The organism is Parafrankia sp. BMG5.11 (assembly GCF_004337455.1).
Map to the genome: position 1 here is coordinate 189,203 of NZ_SJXI01000027.1, position 20,286 is coordinate 209,488.

Below are 20,286 nucleotides of genomic sequence, written 5' to 3' on the forward strand. Positions count from 1 at the left end.
CCGGGGTTCCTTATACATGGACGTCTTTCCGTGCTGTGTGGACGGCTTCCGCTAGCGAAGCGGTCAGCGCTTGCAAGCGTTCAGGGGCGTTCGGCTGGGCGCACAGTTCGACCAGCGCGGAGCCGACGACCACGCCGTCCGCAACCCGGGCGATCGCGCTGGCTTGATCCGGCGTCCGCACGCCAAAGCCGACAGCGACCGGCAGGTCGGTCGCGGTCTTGAGCCGGGCGACCGCGCTCTCGATCGAGGCGGTGGCGGCCTGCTGCAGCCCGGTGATCCCGGCGACCGAGACGTAATAGACGAAGCCGGACGAACCTTCGAGCACCGCCGGCAGCCGCGCGGTGTCGGTGGTCGGAGTGGCTAGGCGGATGAGGTCGATCCCTTCGGCACGCAGCGCGGGGCCGAGCGCGTCATCCTCCTCGGGTGGGATGTCGACGCAGATCACCCCGTCGACACCGCAACCACTGGCCTCCGCGGCGAACCATTCGGGTCCGCGGCGGATCATCGGGTTGGCATAGCCCATCAGCACGAGCGGCACATCGGGGTGACGGTCGCGGAACTCGTTGGCGATCATCAGCACGTCACGGGTGGTCGTGCCCGCGCCAAGGCTGCGCAGGTTCGCCGCCTGGATCGCCGGCCCGTCGGCCATCGGATCGGTGAATGGCATCCCCAGTTCGATCACGTCCGCGCCGCCCGCGACCAGCGCGTCAAGGTTGGCCGCGGTGTCGCCATCGCCTGCGGTGATGAAGCAGACGAGAGCGGAGTGGCCCTTGGTGAATGCGGAGGCAAGGCGTGTCATGGTTGCTCGCTCTTGCTCAGCCAGCCACCCATGATCAGCACGGCGGCAGTAATGGCGACGACGATGTCACCCGCGCCGATGCTTTCGCGCGGACCGTCGAACACCAGGATTCGCGCGATCAGGCAGATCAACAGGACGCCAAAGACAATAAGGATAAAGCGGCCGGCTTCGGCCAGCGTCGGCGTCTTCACATCTGGACTCCGAGATGCTCCGCCACCGTGAAGATGTCCTTGTCCCCGCGCCCGCACAGGTTTGCCAAAATGATCGCGTCGCGGTCCATCTCCTTCGCGCGCTTGGCGACGGCGGCGATGGCGTGGCTGGGTTCGAGCGCGGGGATGATGCCCTCGGTGCGGCACAGCATCTGGAACGCGTCCAGCGCCTCGTCATCGGTGATGGCGGTGTATTCGACCCGGCCGGTGTCCTTGAGCCAGGCGTGCTCGGGGCCGATGCCGGGATAGTCGAGCCCCGCGCTGATCGAGTGTGCTTCGGTGATCTGGCCGTCGTCGTCCTGCAGCAGGTAGGTTTTGTTGCCGTGAAGCACGCCGGGCGATCCGCCCGCGAGCGACGCGGCGTGTTCCTTGTCGAGCCCATGCCCCGCCGCCTCGACGCCAAGCATCTTGACCTCCGCATCGTCGAGGAAGGGATGGAACAGACCGATCGCGTTGCTGCCGCCGCCGATCGCGGCGACCAGCAGGTCGGGCAGGCGGCCGGTGCGTTCGAGCAGTTGCGCCCGCGCTTCGGTGCCGATCACGCTTTGGAAATCGCGCACCATCTCCGGGTACGGGTGCGGGCCCGCGGCGGTGCCGATGATGTAGAACGTGTCTTCCACGTTCGCGACCCAATGGCGCATCGCCTCGTTCATCGCGTCCTTCAGTGTCGCCGCGCCGCTGGTGACGGGGATCACCTCGGCGCCGAGCAGCTTCATGCGAAACACGTTGGGCTGCTGGCGGCTAACGTCCGTCGCGCCCATGAAGATCGTGCACGGCAGGCCGAACCGCGCACAGACGGTGGCGGTGGCGACACCGTGCTGGCCCGCGCCGGTTTCGGCGATGATCTTGCGCTTGCCCATGCGGATCGCGAGCAGGATCTGGCCGATGCAATTGTTGATCTTGTGCGCGCCGGTGTGGTTGAGCTCGTCGCGCTTGAACCACACTTGCGCGCCGCCCAGCGCCTCAGTCAGTCTCTCGGCGAAATAGAGCGGAGAGGGGCGGCCGACGTAGTGGGCCATCAAATCGTCGAATTGCGCCTGAAAAGCCGGGTCCGCCTGCGCGGAGCGATACGCGGTCTCCAACTCCAGGATCAGCGGCATCAGCGTTTCGGCGACGTAACGGCCTCCGTAATCGCCGAAGTGCCCGCGTTCGTCCGGCATGTTACGGTAGGAGTTGGGAGCGGTGTTCATGGCGTATCCCTTGGCGGCGCTACCCGGCGAAGTCGAGTAGGGATTGCGCCCGTCAGGCACCGCGCGCAGCGGCGATGAACGCCCGGATCCTGTCGGGGTCCTTTACGCCGGGCGCGCTTTCGAGCCCGCTGGACGCGTCGACCAGCGGCGCACCGGTGATGCGCACCGCTTCGGCCACGTTGGCGGGGCTCAATCCGCCGGCCAGTCCCCATGGCGCGGGCTGCGACATGCCCGACAGCATCGTCCAGTCGAACGCCAACCCCATGCCGCCCGGCAGCGCGCTGCCCGCTGGCGTCTTGGCGTCATAGATCACGCGGTCCGCCGCCTCGAGATGGGCGCGCGCGGCGAGATCGGCGGGCTGGCTGACTTCCACCACTGCCCACACGGGCAAGCCAAAGCGGGCGCGGATTTCCGCTCGCCGCGCTGCCGTGACGCGGTGAACCTGCAGGGCGCCCAGTCGCCCCGCCTCGACCGCCTCGCGCAGCAGGTCGTCGGCCGGATCGACGAACACCCCCACCCGGCTGATCGCCGCTCCGGATCGCTGGGCGAGCGCTGCGGCATCAGGGAAGCTCAGGTTACGCGGGCTGGGCGCGAAGAACACCAGGCCGGCGTAGTCGGCGCGCTCCGCGATCGCGATATCGAGCGCAGCGGCATCGCTGATTCCGCATATCTTGATCAGGGGCGCTGGCATGACGCGCACCTAGGCTGTGGTGAGCCACTTTTCCAGCACCGCAAAGGTGATCGGCGGATCGCGCCGCACGGGGAACGGGCGGGTCTCACCCGTCCTTCGGTAGCCGCACCGCTCGTACCAGGCGATCAGGACCTCGCGGGTATCGATCACGGTCATCTCCATCGCAGCGACGCCATCCTGGTGCGCGCGCTCCTCCGCCGCATCGAGCAGGCGGCGGCCGAGACCCGACGATTGGAGAGCAGGCTCGACGCAGAGCATTCCAAGGTAGGCGAGGTGCGCCTTCTTGCGGGTAACCGCAACGCAGCCCACCAGAGCGTCGCCCCCGCGCGCCACCAGCATCGCGGTCTGTGGATCGGCCAGCACGCCGGCTAGCTCTTCAGCAGTGACCCGCTCATCGTCGAGGATGTCGGCCTCATGGTTCCACCCGCGCCGCGCCGAATCGCCGCGATACGCCGCCTCGAGCAGGCGCTTGAGGGCAGGGGCATCACCGGGCGCTGCGCGCTCGATTGCGCTCAAAGCGTCGCCTCGATGGCGCGCGCGGCGGCGAGCGGGTCCTCGGCCCGGCTGATCGGCCGCCCGACCACCAGCACGCTGGCGCCGTCGTCACGCGCGGCACGCGGGGTGACCACGCGCTTCTGATCACCGACCACGTGGTCCGCCAGCCGCAGGCCGGGGACGACGAAAAAGCCATCCTTCCACTGGCCGTGCACCGCCTTAACCTCGTGTCCAGAGCAGACGATGCCATCGAGCCCGGCCGATTGGGCAAGGTCGGCAAGCCGCATCACCTGGTCGTGCGCGCAGCCGTTCACGCCGGTGCGCTGCAGGTCGCGCTCGTCGAGGCTGGTGAGCATCGTCACCGCGACGACCCGGGTTCCATTGCCCGCCGCCGCCTTGGCATCTTCCATCATCGCCCGCCCGCCGCTGGCGTGGACGGTCACGATCGCCGGTTCCAGCACGTGGATCGCTTGCATAGCCCCGGCGACCGTGTTGGGGATGTCGTGCAACTTGAGGTCGAGGAAGATCGGCAGGCCAACCCGCGCGATCTCGTGAACCCCGTGGTGGCCATGAGCGCAGAAGAATTCGAGCCCCAGCTTGAGGCCGCCGACATGGCCCTTGACCTTGGAGGCGAGCGCCCTCGCGTCATCCAGCCGCGGCAAATCGAGCGCAAGGTAGACCGGATTGCTCATCCCAGGATGTCGTCCCGCCGCACCGGTGCACCGTCGACCGGCGCGGGAGCCAGCGGTTCGGCGGCCGGATGGGCGTGCGCGGCCGCAGGCGCGGGTGACAGCGAGGACGCTGCGGGCGCAGCCGGCGTCACGGCGTTGGCGCGCACGGAGGTCTCCAGTGTGCTGATACGCCGCTGCAGCCGCCACTTGCTGCCCCGGTGGACCAGCCACATCGGGATCAGGCCGAGCAGGAACGACGTCACCACCAGCGCCGGGATCTTGGTTTCCAGCACCAGGTTATCCCAGATTTGCACTTCGACGGGGCGCCAGTTGAAGAAGCTGAACGCGAGCAGGAGAACCAGCAGCGCGACCCAAAGAATTGTGCGGACGATCTGCATGCGCTCGAACTCCTGTAAGCCTTGCCGCCGGTCTAGGATGAAGCCGGGGCGAAGGGAAGGGCGGGGGACAGGTGCGCCGTTACCGGCCGAACACCCGGTCGAAGATCGTGTCGACTTGGGCAAAGTGGTAGTCGAGGTCGAACTTGTCCTCGATCTCGGCCGGCGAAAGCGCAGCGGTCACTTCGGGGTCCGCCTTCAGCAGGTCGAGCAGCGATAGCGCGCCGTCGCTTTCCCACACCTTCATCGCGTTGCGCTGGACCAGCCGATAGGCATCCTCGCGGCTGACGCCTGCCTGGGTCAGCGCCAGCAGCACGCGCTGCGAGTGGACCAGGCCGCCCATCCGGTCGAGGTTCTTCTGCATCCGCTCCGGATAGACCAGCAGCTTGTCGATCACGCCAGTGAGCCGCGCCAGCGCGAAGTCGAGCGTGATGGTCGCATCGGGTCCGATGAAGCGTTCCACCGACGAATGACTGATGTCACGCTCGTGCCACAGCGCGACGTTCTCCAGCGCCGGCACCACCGCGCTGCGAACCATCCTCGCCAGCCCGGTGAGGTTTTCCGTCAGCACCGGGTTGCGCTTGTGCGGCATCGCCGAGCTGCCTTTCTGCCCGGGGGAGAAATACTCCTCCGCCTCCAGCACCTCGGTCCGCTGCAAGTGGCGGACCTCGATCGCCAACCGCTCGATCGAACTGGCGATCACTCCCAGCACGGCGAAGTACATCGCGTGCCGGTCGCGCGGGATCACCTGCGTGCTGATTGGTTCGATCGCGAGGCCGAGCTGGTCAGCGACATGCGCCTCGACCGCCGGATCGATGTTGGCGAACGTGCCCATCGCGCCGCTGATCGCGCAGGTCGCGATCTCGGCCCGCGCCGCCACCAGCCGCTCGCGGCAGCGGGCGAACTCGGCATGGGCTTGCGCCAGCTTGAGGCCGAAGGTCACCGGCTCGGCATGGATCCCGTGGCTGCGGCCAATGGTCGGGGTGTACTTGTGCTCCTCCGCCCGGCGCTTCAGCGCGGCGAGCAGCTGGTCGAGATCGTCGAGCAGAATGTCGCTCGCCCGCGCAAGCTGGACCGACAGCGTGGTGTCGAGCACATCGGAACTGGTCATGCCCTGGTGCATGAAGCGGGCTTCTTCACCCACTTGCTCGGACACCCAGGTGAGGAAAGCGATCACGTCGTGCTTGGTCACCGCCTCGATCGCGTCGATCGCGGCGACGTCGATGGTCGGCTCGGTCGCCCACCACTTCCACAACGCCTGCGCCGCGCTGTCCGGAACGACCCCCAGCTCGCCCAGCTTCTCGGTCGCGTGCGCCTCGATCTCGAACCAGATGCGATAGCGCGCCTCCGGCTCCCAGATGGCGGTCATCGCGGGGCGGGAATAGCGGGGGACCATGTCGTGACTCCGGTTGGCTGCGCGCCAGCGGCTAGGGGCCGCGCCCGGCTATATCAACCCCTTGGCCCTGAGGCTCACGTGCCCTTCGCGGCCGACTATCACGTGATCGTGGACCACGATGCCCAGCAGGCGCCCGGCCTCGGCGATGCGGCGGGTGATGTCGATGTCGGCACGGCTCGGCTCGGGATTGCCGCTCGGGTGGTTGTGCACTAGGATCAGCGCGGTCGAGCCGACATCGAGCGCCTTGCGAACGACCTCACGCGGGTGGATCGCCGCTTCATCAATCGATCCGTCGCCCACGTGGTGATCGGCGATCAGGCGATTGCGGGTATCGAGATAGAGCACCCGCACCCGCTCGACGGTCAGGTGCGCCATGTCGATCGTCAGGTAATCGATCAGCGCCTGCCAGCTGCCGAGCACGGGCTTGGCCTGCACCTCGCCCCTTGCCATCCGGCGCGCCGCCAGGGCCACGGCCTTGAGCGCGGCGGCCCCGGTTCCGCCCATGCCGGTCACCTGCGTCAGGGCGCCCGGCTCCGCATTCAGGACCGCGTTGAGTGTGCCGAAACGCGCCAGCAGCGCCTTGGCGAGTGGCTTGGTATCCCCGCGCGGATTGGCGGCGAACAGCAGGTATTCGAGCACTTCGTAGTCGGCCAGCGCCTCCGCCCCGCCGGTCAGCAGCCGTCTGCGCAGCCGCGCCCGGTGGCCGGCAGCGCCGTTCGAGGCACCGGGCGTTTCGGCTTCAGGTGGTGGCAACCTTTCCCCCGGCATCTCGTTCACACCGGCGCATTGCCTTTGGTGGGCAGCGCGCGCAAGTGGGGGCCGATGACGAGCGCGGACGGCGACGTTGACGAAGCTGTAGCTGACGGTGAGCCGCGCCGCCGCCGGGTCTGGCTGCGCGTCCTGTTCGCCTTCATCCTCGTGCTGCTTGCGGTGGTGCTGGCGGGATGGCTTTCGCGAGAGCGGATCGCCGGCAACCTGATCGAGGACCAGCTCGAAAAGTATGACATCCCCGCGACCTACACGATCGAGCGGATTGGCCCCGACCGGCAGATCCTGACCAACATCGTCGTCGGCGATCCCCGTCGGCCCGACCTGACCATCGAACGCGCCGAAGTGCCGATCAAGCTGCGCCTTGGTGCGCCCACGGTCGGGCAGATCACGCTGGTTCGTCCGCGCCTGTTCGGGACGGCGCGCGGCGGCAGGTTGAGCTTTGGCACGCTCGACAAGGCGCTGTTCCGCGACACCGGCCAGCCGCCGGGCCTGCCGCGGATCGACCTGCGGCTGATCGATGGACGCGCCCTGATCGAAAGCGACTACGGTCCCCTGGGCATCAAGGCGGAGGGTGAAGGGCGGATCGACAACGGGTTCACCGGCATGCTCGCGGTCGCCGCGCCCACGCTGGACGGCGGCGGCTGTGCGGCGCGCGGCGCATCGCTCTATGGCAAGGTGGCCACGGCCAGCGGGAAGGCGCGGATCGAAGGACCCGCGCGGTTCGCCAGCCTGTCGTGTCCGGGCCAGGGTCTGGCGCTCGCCAGGGCGGCAGTGACGGTCGATGCCGCGATCGATGCGGACTTCGCCGGAGTGGAGGGGCGGGGGCGCCTGGAAACGGGCCCGGCCCGGGTCGCCGGCGCACGCGCCAACGGCCTGGCGGGGACGGCCAACGCCACCTGGCGCGCAGGTGCGCTCACGGCTCGGTACTCGCTTGCCGCGCGTGGGCTCGCGCACCCGCAAGCGAACGCCGCACTGGTGACGGCCGATGGCACGGTGCGTGCGCGGGACGGCCTGCGCACGCTGGAGGTGCAATCCGCGATCGCCGGTAATGGCCTGCGCGTTGGCGCGGGACTGGATGGGGTGCTGGCGGATGCGGCACGATCGGCGCAGGGCACCTTGCTGGCACCGTTGCTGTCCCAGACGCGCTCGGCGCTCGCGCGTGAGGGCAGGGCCAGCACGCTGACCGCGGAAATGACCGCCCGCCGCACCGGCGGCGTCACCACCCTCGTCATCCCCCAGGCCAACTTGCGGGGGGGCAGCGGCGCCACTCTGCTGGCGCTGTCGCGAGGGCAATTGAGCATCACCGGGCAGGGCACGCCGCGCTTTGCCGGCAATCTGGCCACGGGCGGCGCGGGCTTGCCCCGGATCGCCGGGCGGATGGAGCGCACGCCCGCCGGCCGGTCGGTCCTGCGGCTGCGCATGGCCGAATACCGCGCTGGCAGAAGCGTTCTGGAAATCCCCGAGCTGGTCCTCGCCCAATCCCCTAACGGCGCGCTGGGTTTTTCCGGGCGCGCGCGGGCGAGCGGCGCGCTGCCGGGCGGATCGACCCGCAACCTCCTGCTACCCCTCAGCGGAAACTGGTCCCGGCGGAGCGGGCTCGCGCTGTGGAACCGCTGCACGCAGATCGGCTTCGATCAACTGGAGGTGGCTTCGCTGACGCTGGAGCGCAGGTCGCTCACCTTGTGCCCCGTCCGCGGCCAGCCGATCGTGCGGCACTCCGCGCAGGGTCTGCGTATCGCCGCGGGGGCGCCCTCTCTCGACCTGTCGGGACGGCTGGCCAGCACGCCCATTCGCCTGCGCACGGGAGCGGTGGGCTTCGCCTATCCCGGTGCGCTGAGCGCGCAGGCGGTGGATGTCGCGCTCGGCCCGCCGGCGACCGCCAGCACGTTCCGCATATCCAACCTCACGGCGACCTTTGGGCGAGAGATCGCGGGCAGGTTCGCCGACGCCGACATCCGGTTGTTCTCCGTGCCGATGAACCTGATGCAGGCGTCGGGCACCTGGCGTTACGCCGGCGGCGTGCTCAGCCTGGCCGACGGCAATTTCCGCCTGATCGACCGGGAGGCCGCACCGCGCTTCAATCCGCTGATCGCGCAAGGCGGAACGCTGACTTTACAGGACAACATCATCCGGGCGAACGCCACCTTGCAGGAACCCGCCAGCGGGCGCGAGGTGACGGACGTGGCGATCCTGCACAACCTGCAAACCGGGGTGGGCCATGCGGACCTGGCGGTCGGTGGCCTGGTGTTTGACCGCGGCCTGCAGCCCGCCACCCTGACCCCGCGCGCCAAGGGCGTGGTCGCCAACGTGTTCGGCACCGTGCGCGGGACCGGGCGGATCGACTGGGATGAGCGCGGCACCACCAGTTCCGGCCGCTTTTCCAGCGATGCGCTCGATTTCGCCGCCGCTTTCGGTCCGGTGAAAGGCGCGAGCGGGACGGTCGAATTCATCGACCTGATCGGGCTGACCACGGCGCCCGACCAACGTCTCCGCATCGGGTCGGTCAACCCGGGTATCGAGGTGACTGACGGCGAACTCGTGTTCTCGCTGCGCAACGGGCAGGTCCTGGGCGTCGGAGGCGCGACCTGGCCGTTCATGGGCGGCACGCTGACCCTGCGCTCGACCAGCCTCAACCTCGGCGTCAGCGAGGAACGGCGCTATGTCTTCGAGATCGAGGGACTTCAGGCGGCGGAGTTCGTCCAGCGGATGGAACTGCCCAACATTTCGGCCACCGGCACGTTCGACGGCACCCTGCCGATCGTTTTCGACCAGCAGGGGAACGGCCGGATCGAAGGCGGCCTGCTGATCGCGCGGGCGCCCGGGGGTAATGTGTCGTATGTCGGGGAACTCACACGCGAGGATCTCGGCACGATGGCGAACTTCGCGTTCGAGGCGCTGAAGTCGCTCGATTACCAGCAGATGAGCGTCGCGATGGACGGCAACCTGACGGGCGAGATCGTCACCCGGGTACGGTTCGACGGAGTGAAGCAAGGCGCGAACGCCAGGCGCAACTTCATCACCAGACGGTTCCAGAACCTGCCGATCCGGTTCAACATCAACATCCGCGCGCCGTTCTATTCGCTGATCACGTCACTGAAGGCGATGTACGATCCGGCGTCGACTCGCGATCCGCGCGACGTGGGGCTGCTGGACGACGAAGGCAACGTCCTGCGCCGCGAGGTCACTCCGCCGCCGCCTGCGATCACGCCCGACGACCTCATCCCCGACAGCCCTCCCGTTCAGACCTCGGAAAGCGAGATACTGCCATGAACCCTTGCGAATTGACCCGCGCCCGCGGCCTTGCGACAATCCCGCCGATGAGCGGGATCAGGCGCGCAGGTTCGAAGGTGGGGGTATTGCCGCTGGCGATGCTGGGGATCGCGATGGTGGGTGGGTGCGTCAATGTGACTGCCCCTGACAAGCCGATCGTGATCGAACTCAACGTCAACATCCGGCAGGAAGTGATCTATCGGCTCGCCGCGGACGCGGAGAGCACGATCGACGAAAACGAGGACATCTTCTGATGAACACTGTGGCAAAGTTTTTCGCGGCAGCCAGCCTCGCCGGCATGGTCGTGGCCGCACCCGCGATGGCGCAGCGCGACCCGGCCTACGAAGCGGCACGCGCTTCGGGCCAGGTGGGTGAGAAGATGGATGGCTATCTCGGCATCGTCAGCGGCGGGGCAGGCCTGCAGCGGATCGTATCGGACATCAATATCAAGCGCCGGGCGCTTTATTCGCAGCGCGCGCAAGCGGCCAATCCGCCGGTAACGCTGGAAGAATATGCGCTCACCGCCGGGTGCATCGCGATCGCGCGGACCACGCCGGGGGAAAAATACCAGGCGCCTGACGGCAGCTGGCAGACGCGCACCAGCGCCCCGCCGCAGCGTGACAGCCGCTGCCCCGCGCTGCAGGCTAAGATCGCCCAGTAACTGCGGCGGTCATGCCGGGGCCGGTTGACTCGGCTTAGACCCCTGCCTAAGGGGGCGGCGCACCGGTTCTGGCCCACTCGCGGCCGGGGCCGGTTCCGTCTATAATCGAACCAGTCGTCCGTCCGCGGGGGCTGGCCCGCGCTAACGGACAGCTCGCTTTGGCCGATCAGAACGACCATAATCCCGGCGACGACCTCGATCGCCGTATAGCCGACGCGCAGGCGCGGCAGCACCAGGGCGTCACCAACGCCCAGGGGCAGGCGGAAACGCGCGGCTGGGCTGTGGGCATCGAATTCATCGGCGCCGTGCTGGTATCGGGTTTCATCGGCTGGGCGTTCGATAATTGGGCCGGCTTCGACAGCGCGCCGTGGGGCATGATCGTGATGCTCGTGCTGGGCTTCGCCGCGGGCACGCGCCGCGCGATGAAGACCTCCGCGCAGTTCGACAGCCATCCTGACAACGACGACCGCAGGTAGGATCAAGTTTCATGGCAAGTCCGATGGAGCAGTTCGAGGTCGTTCAGCTGCAACCGCTGGAAGCGGGTGGCTACGACCTGTCGTTCACCAACAGTTCGCTGTGGATGGCGATCGCGATCGGCGTGATCGCGGTGTTCATGTTCGTCGGCACGGCGAAGCCGCAGCTCGTCCCCGGGCGCTGGCAGGCGGCGGTCGAATACGTGTATGATTTCGTGCGCAACATGCTGGCGGAAAACGTCGGACCTGAAGGCAAGCGCTACGCCCCGCTGATCTTCGCGGTGTTCATGTTCGTGCTGGTGTGCAACCTCCTCGGCCTGCTGCCGTGGGTCGGCGCGTTTACCCCGACCAGCCACATTTCGGTGACTATCGGCCTTGCGTTCCTGGTGTTCATCATCGTCTGCATCGTCGGGTTCTGGCGCCACGGGCTGCACTTCTTCAGCCTGTTCTGGCCCAAGGACGCCAACATCTTCCTCGGCGCATTCGTGTTCGTGATCGAGGTGCTGAGCTTCCTCTCGCGGCCGTTCACGCTGGCGATCCGGCTGTTTGCCAATATGACCGCGGGCCACGTGCTGCTCAAGGTGTTCGGCACGTTCGTCGTGGCGCTCGGCTCGTTCAACGCGGTGCCGTATGTGTTCGGCATCCTGCCGCTGGCGGTGAACGTCGCGCTGACCGCGCTCGAAGTGCTGATCGCGGTCGTCCAGGCTTATGTTTTCGCTCTTCTGGCATCGTTGTACCTCAACGATGCGGTGAATCTCCACTAAGGGCCGCGTTGGCCCACCGACTGGTAATCTCAAGGAAAGGTTTTCGACATGGACGTTGAATCGGCACGCGTTATCGGTGCGGGTCTGGCTGCGATCGGTGCGGGTCTCGCCGCCATCGGCGTGGGCGCGATCTTCGGCAACTATCTGCAGGGCGCGCTGCGCAACCCCAGCGCCGACGCGCAGATGGGTGGCCGCCTGATCTTCGGCTTCGCGGTGACCGAGGCCCTCGGCCTGATCGCCGCCGTCGTCGCGCTGGCACTCGCCTTCAGCTGATTTCCTTATCGCCGGGCCAGACGCAGCGCGTGGGGCCCGGCGATCAACATTCCGGGTGACGGGCGGCTTCGATGCCTCAATTCGATTTCGGTACAGTGTTCATCCCCCAGCTGTTCTGGCTGGCGGTGTTCTTCGTCGTGCTTTATTTCGGCATCGTCCGCCTGACGCTGCCGCGCCTGGGCAAGGTGATGGACGAGCGCACGTCGAAGATCGACGGCGATCTGGCGGTCGCGCAGTCGGCCAAGGACGCGGCTGACGAACTCGTCGAACAGAACCGGGTCGAGCGTGAAGCCAACCACGCCCGTGCGCGTGAGGCGCTGGCGGAAGCCAACGCCGCCGCCGCCGCCGCGCGCGAGCAGCGGGTCGCTGCCGCCAAGGCGTCGACCGATGCTCACACGGCGGCCGCGGAACAGCGGATCGCCGGCGCGCGCGAAGCGGCCCGTGTCGCCTTGCGCGATGTGGCCGCCGAAAACGCCCAGGCGATCGTCGCCAAGCTGACCGGCAGCGAGCCTTCGCGGGACGCTGCGGCCAGTGCCGTCGATGCCGCCCTGGCGCGCGGCTGACAGGATCCAGAACGATGAGCGCACTTCCCGCATTGGTCGAAGAACAGCCTGCCGGGCACACCGAGGTGAACGGGCATGTCGAGGAAACCCTCCTCGGCCTGGGCGCTGAGGGCTGGGTCTACGTCAGCCTGACGATCTTCTTCCTGCTGGCGATCTTCGTTGCCAAGGCGCCGCAGAAGATCGCTGCCGCGCTGGACGCGCAAATCGCGGAGAAGCGCCGTAACCTCGACGAAGCGGCGCGCATCCGTGCAGAGGCGCAGGCGCTGCTCGACCAGGCCAAGGCAGAGCATGCCCAGAGCGCGCAGGAAGCTGCCGCGCTGCTCGATCATGCGCGTGCCGATGCCGCCAAGATCGTGGAACAGGCCGAAGCGGATACCGCCCTGCTGCTCGAGCGCCGCGCGGCGGCGGCGGAATCGAAGATTGGCGCTGCCGAACGGGCCGCCGTCGACGAGCTACGGCGCGAGGCTGCCGCGATGGCCTCGCAGGCTGCCGCGCGCCTCATCGCTGCGCAGCACGGCGAGGACGCCGATCGTCGCCTGGCCGATCAGCTGATCAGCACAATCTGATATTTATCAGGCGCGGCGGAACTGCCGCCGGACCCGCTCGCTTCGTCCTTGTTACAGCAAGGAGAAGCACGTGCCGGTTACCGCGATCGCCATCAACTGTTCGCTCAAGAAAAGCTCGGGCGAGGACAGCTCGACCGACGCCATGATCGAGGTGTTGCGGGAGCACTTTGCGGCCGCTGACGTCGAGATCAGTGAAACCATCCGGATCGCCGACCACGACGTGTTGCCGGGCGTCACGTCGGATGAAGGGGACGGTGATGACTGGCCGGCCTTGCGGGAAAAAATCCTCAGCCACGACATCCTGATCTTTGGCGGGCCCATCTGGATGGGCCAGATCGGCTCGATCGCCAAGCGCGTGCTGGAGCGGATGGACGCATTCCTGTCTGAAACCGACGATCAGGGACGAATGCCGAGCTTCTCCAAAGTCGCCGTCGCGGCCATTGTCGGAAACGAGGACGGCGCCCACTGGGCCTCGGCGCAACTGTTCCAGAGCCTGAACGACACCGGCTGGACGATCCCCGCCACCGCCGCCTGTTACTGGGTGGGCGAAGCGATGGGTTCGACCGACTTCAAGGATCTGGACAAGACGCCTGACAAGGTCACCGAGACCGCCAAGCTGGTCGCCAGCAATGCGGCGCATCTGGCGAAGTTGCTGAAGGCGGATGCCTACCCGGGCCCTGCCTGACAATCAGGGGCGGAAGATCAGCTTTCCGACGAGCGCGCCGGCGGCCATCGCGTCGAAGCCCTCCTTCCAGCGGGCCAGCGGCAGCTCCCGGTCGATGACCGGTGCGATGGCGCGGTCGTTGGCCAGGCGCGAGACTTCGGCGGCTATCCGCGCGCCCCGCTCCGGAAAGCGGCGTGCGTATTCGCCTGCCCGCACGCCGACGATCGAGAAGCCCTTGATGAGCGGAATGTTGACCGCGATTTCCGGGATGCGGCCGGCGACGAAGCCGATCACCAGCAGCTTCCCGCCGAACGCCACGCAGCGGGTGCTCTCGTCGAACACGTCCCCGCCGACGGGATCGTAGACCAGGTCGCACAGGGCGCCGCCGGTCAGTTCCGCGACCTGCTCCCGAAAGCGGCCAGTGTTGACGATCACGGCTTCGGGCGAGGCGACCGCGCGAACTCGCTCGGCCTTACCGGCATCGTGCGTGGCGGCGATCACCCGAGCGCCCAGCGCGCGCGCTAGGTCGCACGCGGCAAGGCCAACACCCCCGCTGGCGCCGTGCACTAGCACCCATTGTCCAGCCTGCAATCCGCCAAGCTCCACCAGGGCGGTGTAAGCGGTCGTGTAGGCCGCTCCCAAGGCCGCGGCGGCGGAATAATCGAGCGCGGCGGGTATGGGTTTGAGCGAGCGCGCCGGCACCGCGGCAAATTCCGCGAACACCCCGGTCTTGGCGCCGCCCATCACCCGGTCGCCGACCGAGAACCTGCTGTCGGCGTCAGCCGCCAGCACTTCGCCCGCCAGTTCCATGCCCGCGGTGAACGGCACCGGTGGCTTGAACTGGTAGCCGCCCCTGGTCATCAGCAGGTCGGGATAGTTGAGCGATGCCGCGTGGACCCGCACCAGCACCTCGCCCGGTGCGCGCACGGGATCCGCCAGGTCCGCCAGTCGCACGCCGGACAGATCGTCAGACAGCGCCTCGACCCGCAGCGCCTGCATCAGGCGAAGATCGTCAGGTCGAGCGGCTCCGAATGGCCGAACCAGATGACGTAGCGGGTGTGATCGGCCAGATCGTCGCCGCTGAGGCCATGCGCAAAAATGGTCAGCCCCTCGCGTCCTTCCGAAGCCCAGTGGGCGAACCGCGCGAACTGCTCGGGCCGCAGCGAAAGCTGCACCGATCCGCGCGGATGCGGCCCCACCGGTGCCGTGTGGAAGTGTCCGACCGGGCAGCCCAACTCCGCCTGCGCCGCCGCGGCCACGGCGCGGGCATGATCGACCTCGTGCGGGTCGAAATAGATGTGCGCATGGTAGCCGCGGATCGCCACGGCCTAGAAGCTGTCCTTGGCTGCGCGCAGGGCGGCAAAGGTCTCGTGCGCCGCTCCGCCGCCCCACCGGGCCTGCAAGTCGTCCGTATCGGCACGCAGGAACGGATTGGTCGCGAGCTCGCGCTCCAGCTTGGTGGGCACCGTGGGTTCCTGCCGGGAGCGGCGCTGGTCGATCTCCGCGACATAGTCCTGCAGCTCCGCATTGTCAGGGTCGGCGTGGAGCGCGAAGCGGGCGTTCGACTGAGTGTATTCGTGCGCGCAGTACAGCATCGTCGCCGGCGGCAGCGCCTTGATCCGCTGGAGGCTGGCCCAGAACTGCTCCGCCGTCCCTTCGAACATGCGCCCACAGCCGAGCGCGAACACGCTGTCGCCGACGAAAGCCACCTCGTCGTCGGGCAAGTGGATGGCGATGTGGCCGTTGGTGTGCCCGCCCACGTCGAACACGGTGCCTTCGTGCTCTCCGATGGTCACGGTGTCACCCGGCGTCAGCACCCGGTCGAGCGGGCCGATCCGCTCGACTTCCGCAGGTCCGCTGACGGTGCAGCCGGTGGCCGCCTTGATCGCCGCGTTGCCGCCCGCATGATCCGGGTGCCAGTGCGTGTTCCAGATCTGGGTGATCTGCCAGCCTTTGACGGCCGCTTCGCGCAGGTAGGCATTCGCCTCGGGCGTGTCGATGCAGACGGTTTCCTGGCTGTCCGGGTCGTGGACCAGGAAGCCGTAGTTGTCCGACAGGCAAGGAAACTGGTGGATCTCGAGCATGAGGGGCAGGGTAACGCCTGCGCCCCAATGAGGAAAGGCCCGCCAGCTCAAGGGAGCGGGCGGGCCTTTCTCTACTTCGGCGGGGCCGTCACGGGATGGGATCCCGTGACGCGGCCTCCGGCCAGCCTTTGCTTCCAGACGGGCTAAGCCCGCTGGCCGCTGCGGCTTACTGCTTCGCCTTCAGCGCTTCGCCGAGGATGTCGCCCAGCGACGCACCCGAGTCGGACGAACCGTACTGTTCGACGGCCTGCTTCTCTTCGGCGATCTGACGCGCCTTGACCGAGAAGTTAGGCTTCTTGGAACGGTCGAAACCGATGACCATGGCATCGAGCTTGGCACCGACCTGGAAGCGATCGGGACGCTGCTCGTCGCGGTCGCGGCCAAGGTCGCTGCGCTTGATGAAGCCGGTCGCGCCGTCGTCGCCGACCTGCACTTCCAGGCCGCCGTCGCGCACTTCCAGCACGGTGACGGTGACGACATCGTTCTTCTTGACCGAACCGGCACCACCGCCTGCGGAAGCGGCACCGCCGCCAGCAGCGGGCGCACCCTTTTCAAGCTGCTTCATGCCGAGGCTGATGCGTTCCTTCTCGACATCGACGTCGAGCACGACCGCCTTGACCTCTTCACCCTTGCGGTGAAGCGCCAGCGCGTCCTCGCCCGAGATCCCCCAGGCGATGTCGGACATGTGAACCATGCCGTCGACATCGCCGGGCAGGCCGATGAACAGCCCGAACTCGGTGGCGTTCTTGACTTCGCCCTCGACGATCGCACCCACCGGGTACTTGTCGGCGAAATCGTCCCACGGGTTGCCCTGCGCTTGCTTGAGGCCAAGGCTGATGCGGCGCTTGTCGCTGTCGACTTCCAGCACCACCACGTCGACTTCCTGCGAAGTCGAGACGATCTTGCCGGGGTGGACGTTCTTCTTGGTCCAGCTCATTTCCGAAACGTGGACCAGGCCTTCGATGCCGGGCTCGATCTCGACGAAGGCGCCGTATTCGGTGATGTTGGTCACCGTGCCCTTCATCTTCATGCCGACCGGGTACTTGGCGGCAACGCCATCCCACGGATCGCTTTCCAGCTGCTTCATGCCCAGGCTGATGCGCTGCGTTTCCGGGTTAATGCGGACGATCTGCACCTTCACCGTGTCGCCGATGTTGATCACTTCCGACGGGTGGTTGACCCGCTTGTAGCTCATGTCGGTGACGTGCAGCAGGCCGTCGATGCCGCCGAGGTCGACGAACGCACCGTAATCGGTGATGTTCTTGACCACGCCGTCCATGACCTGACCTTCGGTCAGCTTGTCGATCAGCTCGCTGCGCTGTTCGGCGCGGGTTTCTTCCAGCACGGCGCGGCGCGACACGACGATGTTGCCGCGGCGGCGATCCATCTTCAGGATCTGGAACGGCTGCGGCATGTCCATCAGCGGGCCGACGTCACGCACCGGGCGGATATCGACCTGGCTGCCGGGAAGGAAGGCCACGGCGCCATCGAGATCGACAGTGAAGCCGCCCTTGACGCGGCCGAAGATGCGGCCGTCGACGCGCTTGCCTTCGCCGAATTCGCTTTCCAGCTTGTCCCACGCGGCTTCGCGGCGGGCGCGGTCGCGGCTGAGCATCGCTTCGCCGTCGGCGTTCTCGACCCGGTCGACGAACACTTCGACTTCGGAACCGACCGAAAGGCCGTGCTCCATGTCCTCGCCGCCTTCGCCGCGAGTGAATTCCTTGAGCGCCACGCGCCCTTCGCTCTTCAGACCGACGTCGATCACGGCCATGCCGTTTTCGATCGCGGTCACGGTGCCCTTGACGACGCGGCCTTCGAAGCCGTCTTCGCCGGCGCCGCCGAGCTGTTCATTGAGCAGCGCCTCGAAATCGGCGCGAGTGGGGGTGGCAGATGATGCCATAGGATCAGGGTTCCTGTTCACGTTTGCTACCGGCCACCGGTTTTACCGGGGTCTTTCCCGCCGACCACGCACCATTGCGCGATCATCCGGGGCAAGAGGGCCGTTTCCTCGCGCGGCCGGCATGCCGTGCGAAGGTCCTGTCGAGCGAAGCTGTTCGGCCAAAGCTGTGGGGACGGGTGGCCCCTTAGTCGCGGATGCGGCAAAAAGCAAGGATAAGCGGATCAGCGCCGCGCGGTCTCCACCGCCTCGATCGCGGCGGCAATGGCCTGCTCGCGGTTGAGGGCCGAGGTGTCGATCACGAACGCACCCTCGGCCACCCGCAGCGGGGCGTCGGCGCGGCCGCTGTCGCGCGCATCGCGGGCGCGGATGTCGGCCGCGATCGCGGGCAGGGTCACGTCACGCCCGGCCTCGCGCATCTCCTTCCAGCGGCGCTGCGCGCGCGCATCGACGCTCGCGGTGACGAACAGCTTCACGTCGGCGTCGGGGGCGATCACCGTTCCGATGTCGCGCCCGTCCAGCACCGCGCCGCCGGCCTGCGTGGCAAAGGCGCGCTGGCGTTCATACAGCGCTTGGCGGACCGAAGGGTGAACCGACACCCGGCTGGCGAGGCCGCCGGTCTCCTCGCTGCGCAGATGGGGGTCCAGCAGCAAACCATCGGGAAAGGCGGTCGCGGCGAGGGCATCACCGCCGTTGTCGGGATCGCCGCCGTCGAGGAACACCTGCCGGCCAACCGCGCGATAGAGCAGCCCGGTGTCGAGATGCGGCAGGCCGTAATGCTCCGCCAGCGCGCGGGCGATGGTGCCCTTGCCGCTCGCGGTGGGACCGTCGACCGCGACGATCACGGCGCCCGCCGGGCCATCAGCGCCCGCGCCAGGCCGAACAGGGCAATCGCCATCCAGACGATCTCCAGCACCAGCGTGGGCAGGTTGAAGTTGACGGTAAGTGACACGGTCAACAGCGCGGCGCCGACGAAGTTCGTCAGGTTGAACAGCACCATGTTCATCGTCTTGGCGACGTTGCTGTATGCGTAGGCGGCGACGATGCAGAAGCTTCCGGCAAATCCGATCAGGTCGGCAGCGAACGGAGAGATGGGTGTCATGATGAGTGCCTGAGGCCTTCGATGAGCGGGATGAAACCGGGAAAGCTGGTGTCGATCGGGCGGGTGTCGTCGATTTCCACCCCGGCCTGGCTGGCGAGCCCGGCAATGGCCAGGCTCATCGCGATACGGTGGTCGAGGTGCGTCTTGACCCGGGCGTTGGCGGTGCCGCGCAAGGGTTCGCCCCCGGTGCCATCGATGATCAGGCCGTCGGCGGTTTCCTCGACCCGCGCCCCTGCTGCGGTGAGTGCCGCGGCCATGACGGCGAGGCGGTCGCTCTCCTTGACCCGCAGTTCGTCCAGCCCGCGCGTGACCGTGCGGCCCTGCGCGAGCGCGGCGGCGACGAACAGCACCGGAAACTCGTCGATCATGCTGGGGGCGAGGGCCGGATCGACTGCGATGCACGACAGCGCGGCGTGGCGCACTCGCAGGTCGGCGACCGGCTCACCGCCCACCTCGCGCGCGTTCAGTTCCTCGATCGAGGCGCCCATTTGCCGCAGCACATCGATCAGTCCGGCGCGGGTGGGGTTGAGGCCGACGTTCTCGATGGTGAGGTCGCTGCCCTCGATCAGCGTGGCGGCCACGATGAAGAACGCGGCGGAGCTGGGATCGCCGGGCACCTCGATCGTCTGCGGCGTCAGGTCGGCTTCGCCCCGCACGCGGATGATGCGCTCGCCGTCCAGTTCCTCCACCTCCAGCTCCGCGCCGAACCCGCGCAACATCCGTTCGGAATGGTCGCGGGTGGCGACCGGTTCGATCACCGTGGTGATGCCCGCGGTGTTGAGGCCCGCGAGTAGCACGGCGCTTTTTACCTGGGCGCTCGCCACGGGGAGGCGATATTCGATCGGCACGGGGACCGGAGCCCCGGTCATCATCAGCGGCAGCGTGCCGCCGGGCGAGGGCGTGAAGCTGGCGCCGATCCGGCTCAGCGGCTCGATCACCCGGCCCATCGGCCGGCGCGAAAGGCTGGCATCGCCGGTGAACGCGGCGGTGATCGCGTGGCTGGCGAGCAGGCCCATCAGCAGCCGGGTGGAGGTGCCCGAATTGCCCATCTCCAGCGCCATGGCTGGTTGCAGCAATCCGCCAACCCCCACGCCGTGGATGCGCCACCCGTCCGCATGCTTCGCGGCCCCGGCGCCCATCTGCCGCATGGCGGCGGCGGTCGCCATCACGTCCTCGCCTTCGAGCAGGCCCGTCACCCGCGTCTCCCCGATCGCCAGCGCGCCCAGCATCACCGCGCGGTGGCTGATCGATTTGTCGCCCGGCACGCGGATCGTCCCGCGCAGCGGACCGGCTGGCATGAAGGTGCGGGGGGTGGGGGAGGCGTCCAAGGGCGATCGGTCCGGCAAGACTTG

The 20,286-nt window shown here is 67.8% G+C and carries 25 protein-coding genes; 9 read left to right on the forward strand and 16 right to left on the reverse strand.

All coding sequences use genetic code 11. The annotated features are described in order from the left end of the window. Nucleotides 1–10: 10 nt before the first annotated feature. The 9 genes from trpA to radC all read right to left on the reverse strand — a co-directional run bounded on the left by trpA (nt 11) and on the right by radC (nt 6,614). The gene (trpA, locus tag E0504_RS18875) at nt 11–799 is read right to left on the reverse strand and encodes a tryptophan synthase subunit alpha (RefSeq protein WP_131625280.1); all 789 of its coding nucleotides are present in this window, start codon (nt 797–799) and stop codon (nt 11–13) included. Further along, a complete protein-coding gene (locus E0504_RS18880; protein ID WP_131625281.1) occupies nt 796–990 on the reverse strand; it encodes a hypothetical protein in 195 nt (64 codons plus the stop codon). Before E0504_RS18880 ends, trpA begins: the two co-directional genes overlap by 4 nt. Further along, a complete protein-coding gene (gene trpB / locus E0504_RS18885) occupies nt 987–2,198 on the reverse strand; it encodes a tryptophan synthase subunit beta (protein WP_131625282.1) in 1,212 nt (403 codons plus the stop codon). The genes E0504_RS18880 and trpB overlap by 4 nt, the downstream gene beginning before the upstream one ends. A gap of 52 nt (nt 2,199–2,250) precedes the next feature. Beyond that, nucleotides 2,251–2,889, reverse strand: a complete 639-nt coding sequence (locus E0504_RS18890; RefSeq protein ID WP_131625283.1) for a phosphoribosylanthranilate isomerase — start codon at nt 2,887–2,889, stop codon at nt 2,251–2,253. Nucleotides 2,890–2,898: 9 nt separating this feature from the next. Continuing rightward, entirely contained in the window at nt 2,899–3,405 is a 507-nt protein-coding gene (locus E0504_RS18895; RefSeq protein WP_131625284.1) for a GNAT family N-acetyltransferase, read from the reverse strand. Continuing rightward, on the reverse strand, nt 3,402–4,076 hold the full coding sequence (gene pyrF / locus E0504_RS18900; protein WP_131625285.1) for an orotidine-5'-phosphate decarboxylase: 675 nt from the start codon (nt 4,074–4,076) through the stop codon (nt 3,402–3,404). The genes E0504_RS18895 and pyrF overlap by 4 nt, the downstream gene beginning before the upstream one ends. Continuing rightward, nucleotides 4,073–4,453, reverse strand: coding sequence for a hypothetical protein (locus E0504_RS18905; protein ID WP_207974474.1), 381 nt, complete (start codon nt 4,451–4,453; stop codon nt 4,073–4,075). Before E0504_RS18905 ends, pyrF begins: the two co-directional genes overlap by 4 nt. 79 nt (nt 4,454–4,532) lie before the next feature. Further along, on the reverse strand, nt 4,533–5,846 hold the full coding sequence (gene purB, locus E0504_RS18910) for an adenylosuccinate lyase (protein WP_131625286.1): 1,314 nt from the start codon (nt 5,844–5,846) through the stop codon (nt 4,533–4,535). Nucleotides 5,847–5,894: 48 nt separating this feature from the next. Then, nucleotides 5,895–6,614 carry a DNA repair protein RadC gene (radC, locus tag E0504_RS18915; RefSeq protein WP_131625683.1) on the reverse strand — a complete coding sequence of 240 codons (720 nt, stop codon included), beginning with the start codon at nt 6,612–6,614 and terminating at the stop codon, nt 5,895–5,897. On the opposite strand from radC, the gene E0504_RS18920 reads away from it, so the two are divergent. The 9 genes from E0504_RS18920 (at nt 6,546) to E0504_RS18960 (ending at nt 13,872) form a co-directional block, all read left to right on the forward strand. Then, entirely contained in the window at nt 6,546–9,887 is a 3,342-nt protein-coding gene (locus E0504_RS18920) for a YdbH domain-containing protein (protein ID WP_207974476.1), read from the forward strand. The genes radC and E0504_RS18920 overlap by 69 nt on opposite strands. A gap of 77 nt (nt 9,888–9,964) precedes the next feature. Then, nucleotides 9,965–10,141 (forward strand): YnbE family lipoprotein, encoded by a 177-nt coding sequence (locus E0504_RS18925; protein ID WP_373693916.1) that lies wholly within the window; start codon nt 9,965–9,967, stop codon nt 10,139–10,141. After that, a complete protein-coding gene (locus E0504_RS18930) occupies nt 10,141–10,548 on the forward strand; it encodes a YdbL family protein (protein WP_131625287.1) in 408 nt (135 codons plus the stop codon). Before E0504_RS18925 ends, E0504_RS18930 begins: the two co-directional genes overlap by 1 nt. Nucleotides 10,549–10,706: 158 nt before the next feature. Beyond that, complete coding sequence (locus tag E0504_RS18935; protein ID WP_131625288.1) at nt 10,707–11,024, forward strand: AtpZ/AtpI family protein; 318 nt, start codon at nt 10,707–10,709, stop codon at nt 11,022–11,024. Nucleotides 11,025–11,035: 11 nt separating this feature from the next. Next, nucleotides 11,036–11,785 carry a F0F1 ATP synthase subunit A gene (locus E0504_RS18940; protein ID WP_165938551.1) on the forward strand — a complete coding sequence of 250 codons (750 nt, stop codon included), beginning with the start codon at nt 11,036–11,038 and terminating at the stop codon, nt 11,783–11,785. A gap of 48 nt (nt 11,786–11,833) precedes the next feature. Continuing rightward, a complete protein-coding gene (locus tag E0504_RS18945; RefSeq protein WP_131625290.1) occupies nt 11,834–12,058 on the forward strand; it encodes a F0F1 ATP synthase subunit C in 225 nt (74 codons plus the stop codon). A 71-nt stretch (nt 12,059–12,129) separates the two neighbouring features. After that, nucleotides 12,130–12,621 (forward strand): ATPase, encoded by a 492-nt coding sequence (locus tag E0504_RS18950; RefSeq protein ID WP_131625291.1) that lies wholly within the window; start codon nt 12,130–12,132, stop codon nt 12,619–12,621. Between the two features lie 14 nt (nt 12,622–12,635). Beyond that, nucleotides 12,636–13,187 (forward strand): hypothetical protein, encoded by a 552-nt coding sequence (locus E0504_RS18955; RefSeq protein ID WP_131625292.1) that lies wholly within the window; start codon nt 12,636–12,638, stop codon nt 13,185–13,187. A gap of 70 nt (nt 13,188–13,257) precedes the next feature. Further along, nucleotides 13,258–13,872 carry a flavodoxin family protein gene (locus E0504_RS18960; RefSeq protein ID WP_131625293.1) on the forward strand — a complete coding sequence of 205 codons (615 nt, stop codon included), beginning with the start codon at nt 13,258–13,260 and terminating at the stop codon, nt 13,870–13,872. A 3-nt stretch (nt 13,873–13,875) separates the two neighbouring features. On the opposite strand, the gene E0504_RS18965 is transcribed toward E0504_RS18960, so the two are convergent. From E0504_RS18965 to aroA, 7 genes are all read right to left on the reverse strand, one after another. After that, nucleotides 13,876–14,850 (reverse strand): NADPH:quinone oxidoreductase family protein, encoded by a 975-nt coding sequence (locus E0504_RS18965; RefSeq protein WP_131625294.1) that lies wholly within the window; start codon nt 14,848–14,850, stop codon nt 13,876–13,878. Beyond that, entirely contained in the window at nt 14,850–15,176 is a 327-nt protein-coding gene (locus tag E0504_RS18970; RefSeq protein ID WP_131625295.1) for a DOPA 4,5-dioxygenase family protein, read from the reverse strand. Before E0504_RS18970 ends, E0504_RS18965 begins: the two co-directional genes overlap by 1 nt. 3 nt (nt 15,177–15,179) lie before the next feature. Continuing rightward, nucleotides 15,180–15,935, reverse strand: coding sequence for a hydroxyacylglutathione hydrolase (gloB, locus tag E0504_RS18975; RefSeq protein WP_131625686.1), 756 nt, complete (start codon nt 15,933–15,935; stop codon nt 15,180–15,182). A 166-nt stretch (nt 15,936–16,101) separates the two neighbouring features. After that, on the reverse strand, nt 16,102–17,835 hold the full coding sequence (gene rpsA, locus E0504_RS18980; RefSeq protein ID WP_131625296.1) for a 30S ribosomal protein S1: 1,734 nt from the start codon (nt 17,833–17,835) through the stop codon (nt 16,102–16,104). Nucleotides 17,836–18,056: 221 nt separating this feature from the next. Next, nucleotides 18,057–18,677 (reverse strand): (d)CMP kinase, encoded by a 621-nt coding sequence (cmk, locus tag E0504_RS18985; protein ID WP_131625297.1) that lies wholly within the window; start codon nt 18,675–18,677, stop codon nt 18,057–18,059. Beyond that, nucleotides 18,674–18,934 (reverse strand): hypothetical protein, encoded by a 261-nt coding sequence (locus tag E0504_RS18990; RefSeq protein ID WP_207974479.1) that lies wholly within the window; start codon nt 18,932–18,934, stop codon nt 18,674–18,676. Before E0504_RS18990 ends, cmk begins: the two co-directional genes overlap by 4 nt. Beyond that, nucleotides 18,931–20,232, reverse strand: a complete 1,302-nt coding sequence (aroA, locus tag E0504_RS18995) for a 3-phosphoshikimate 1-carboxyvinyltransferase (protein ID WP_373693917.1) — start codon at nt 20,230–20,232, stop codon at nt 18,931–18,933. Before aroA ends, E0504_RS18990 begins: the two co-directional genes overlap by 4 nt. Nucleotides 20,233–20,286 lie beyond the last annotated feature (54 nt).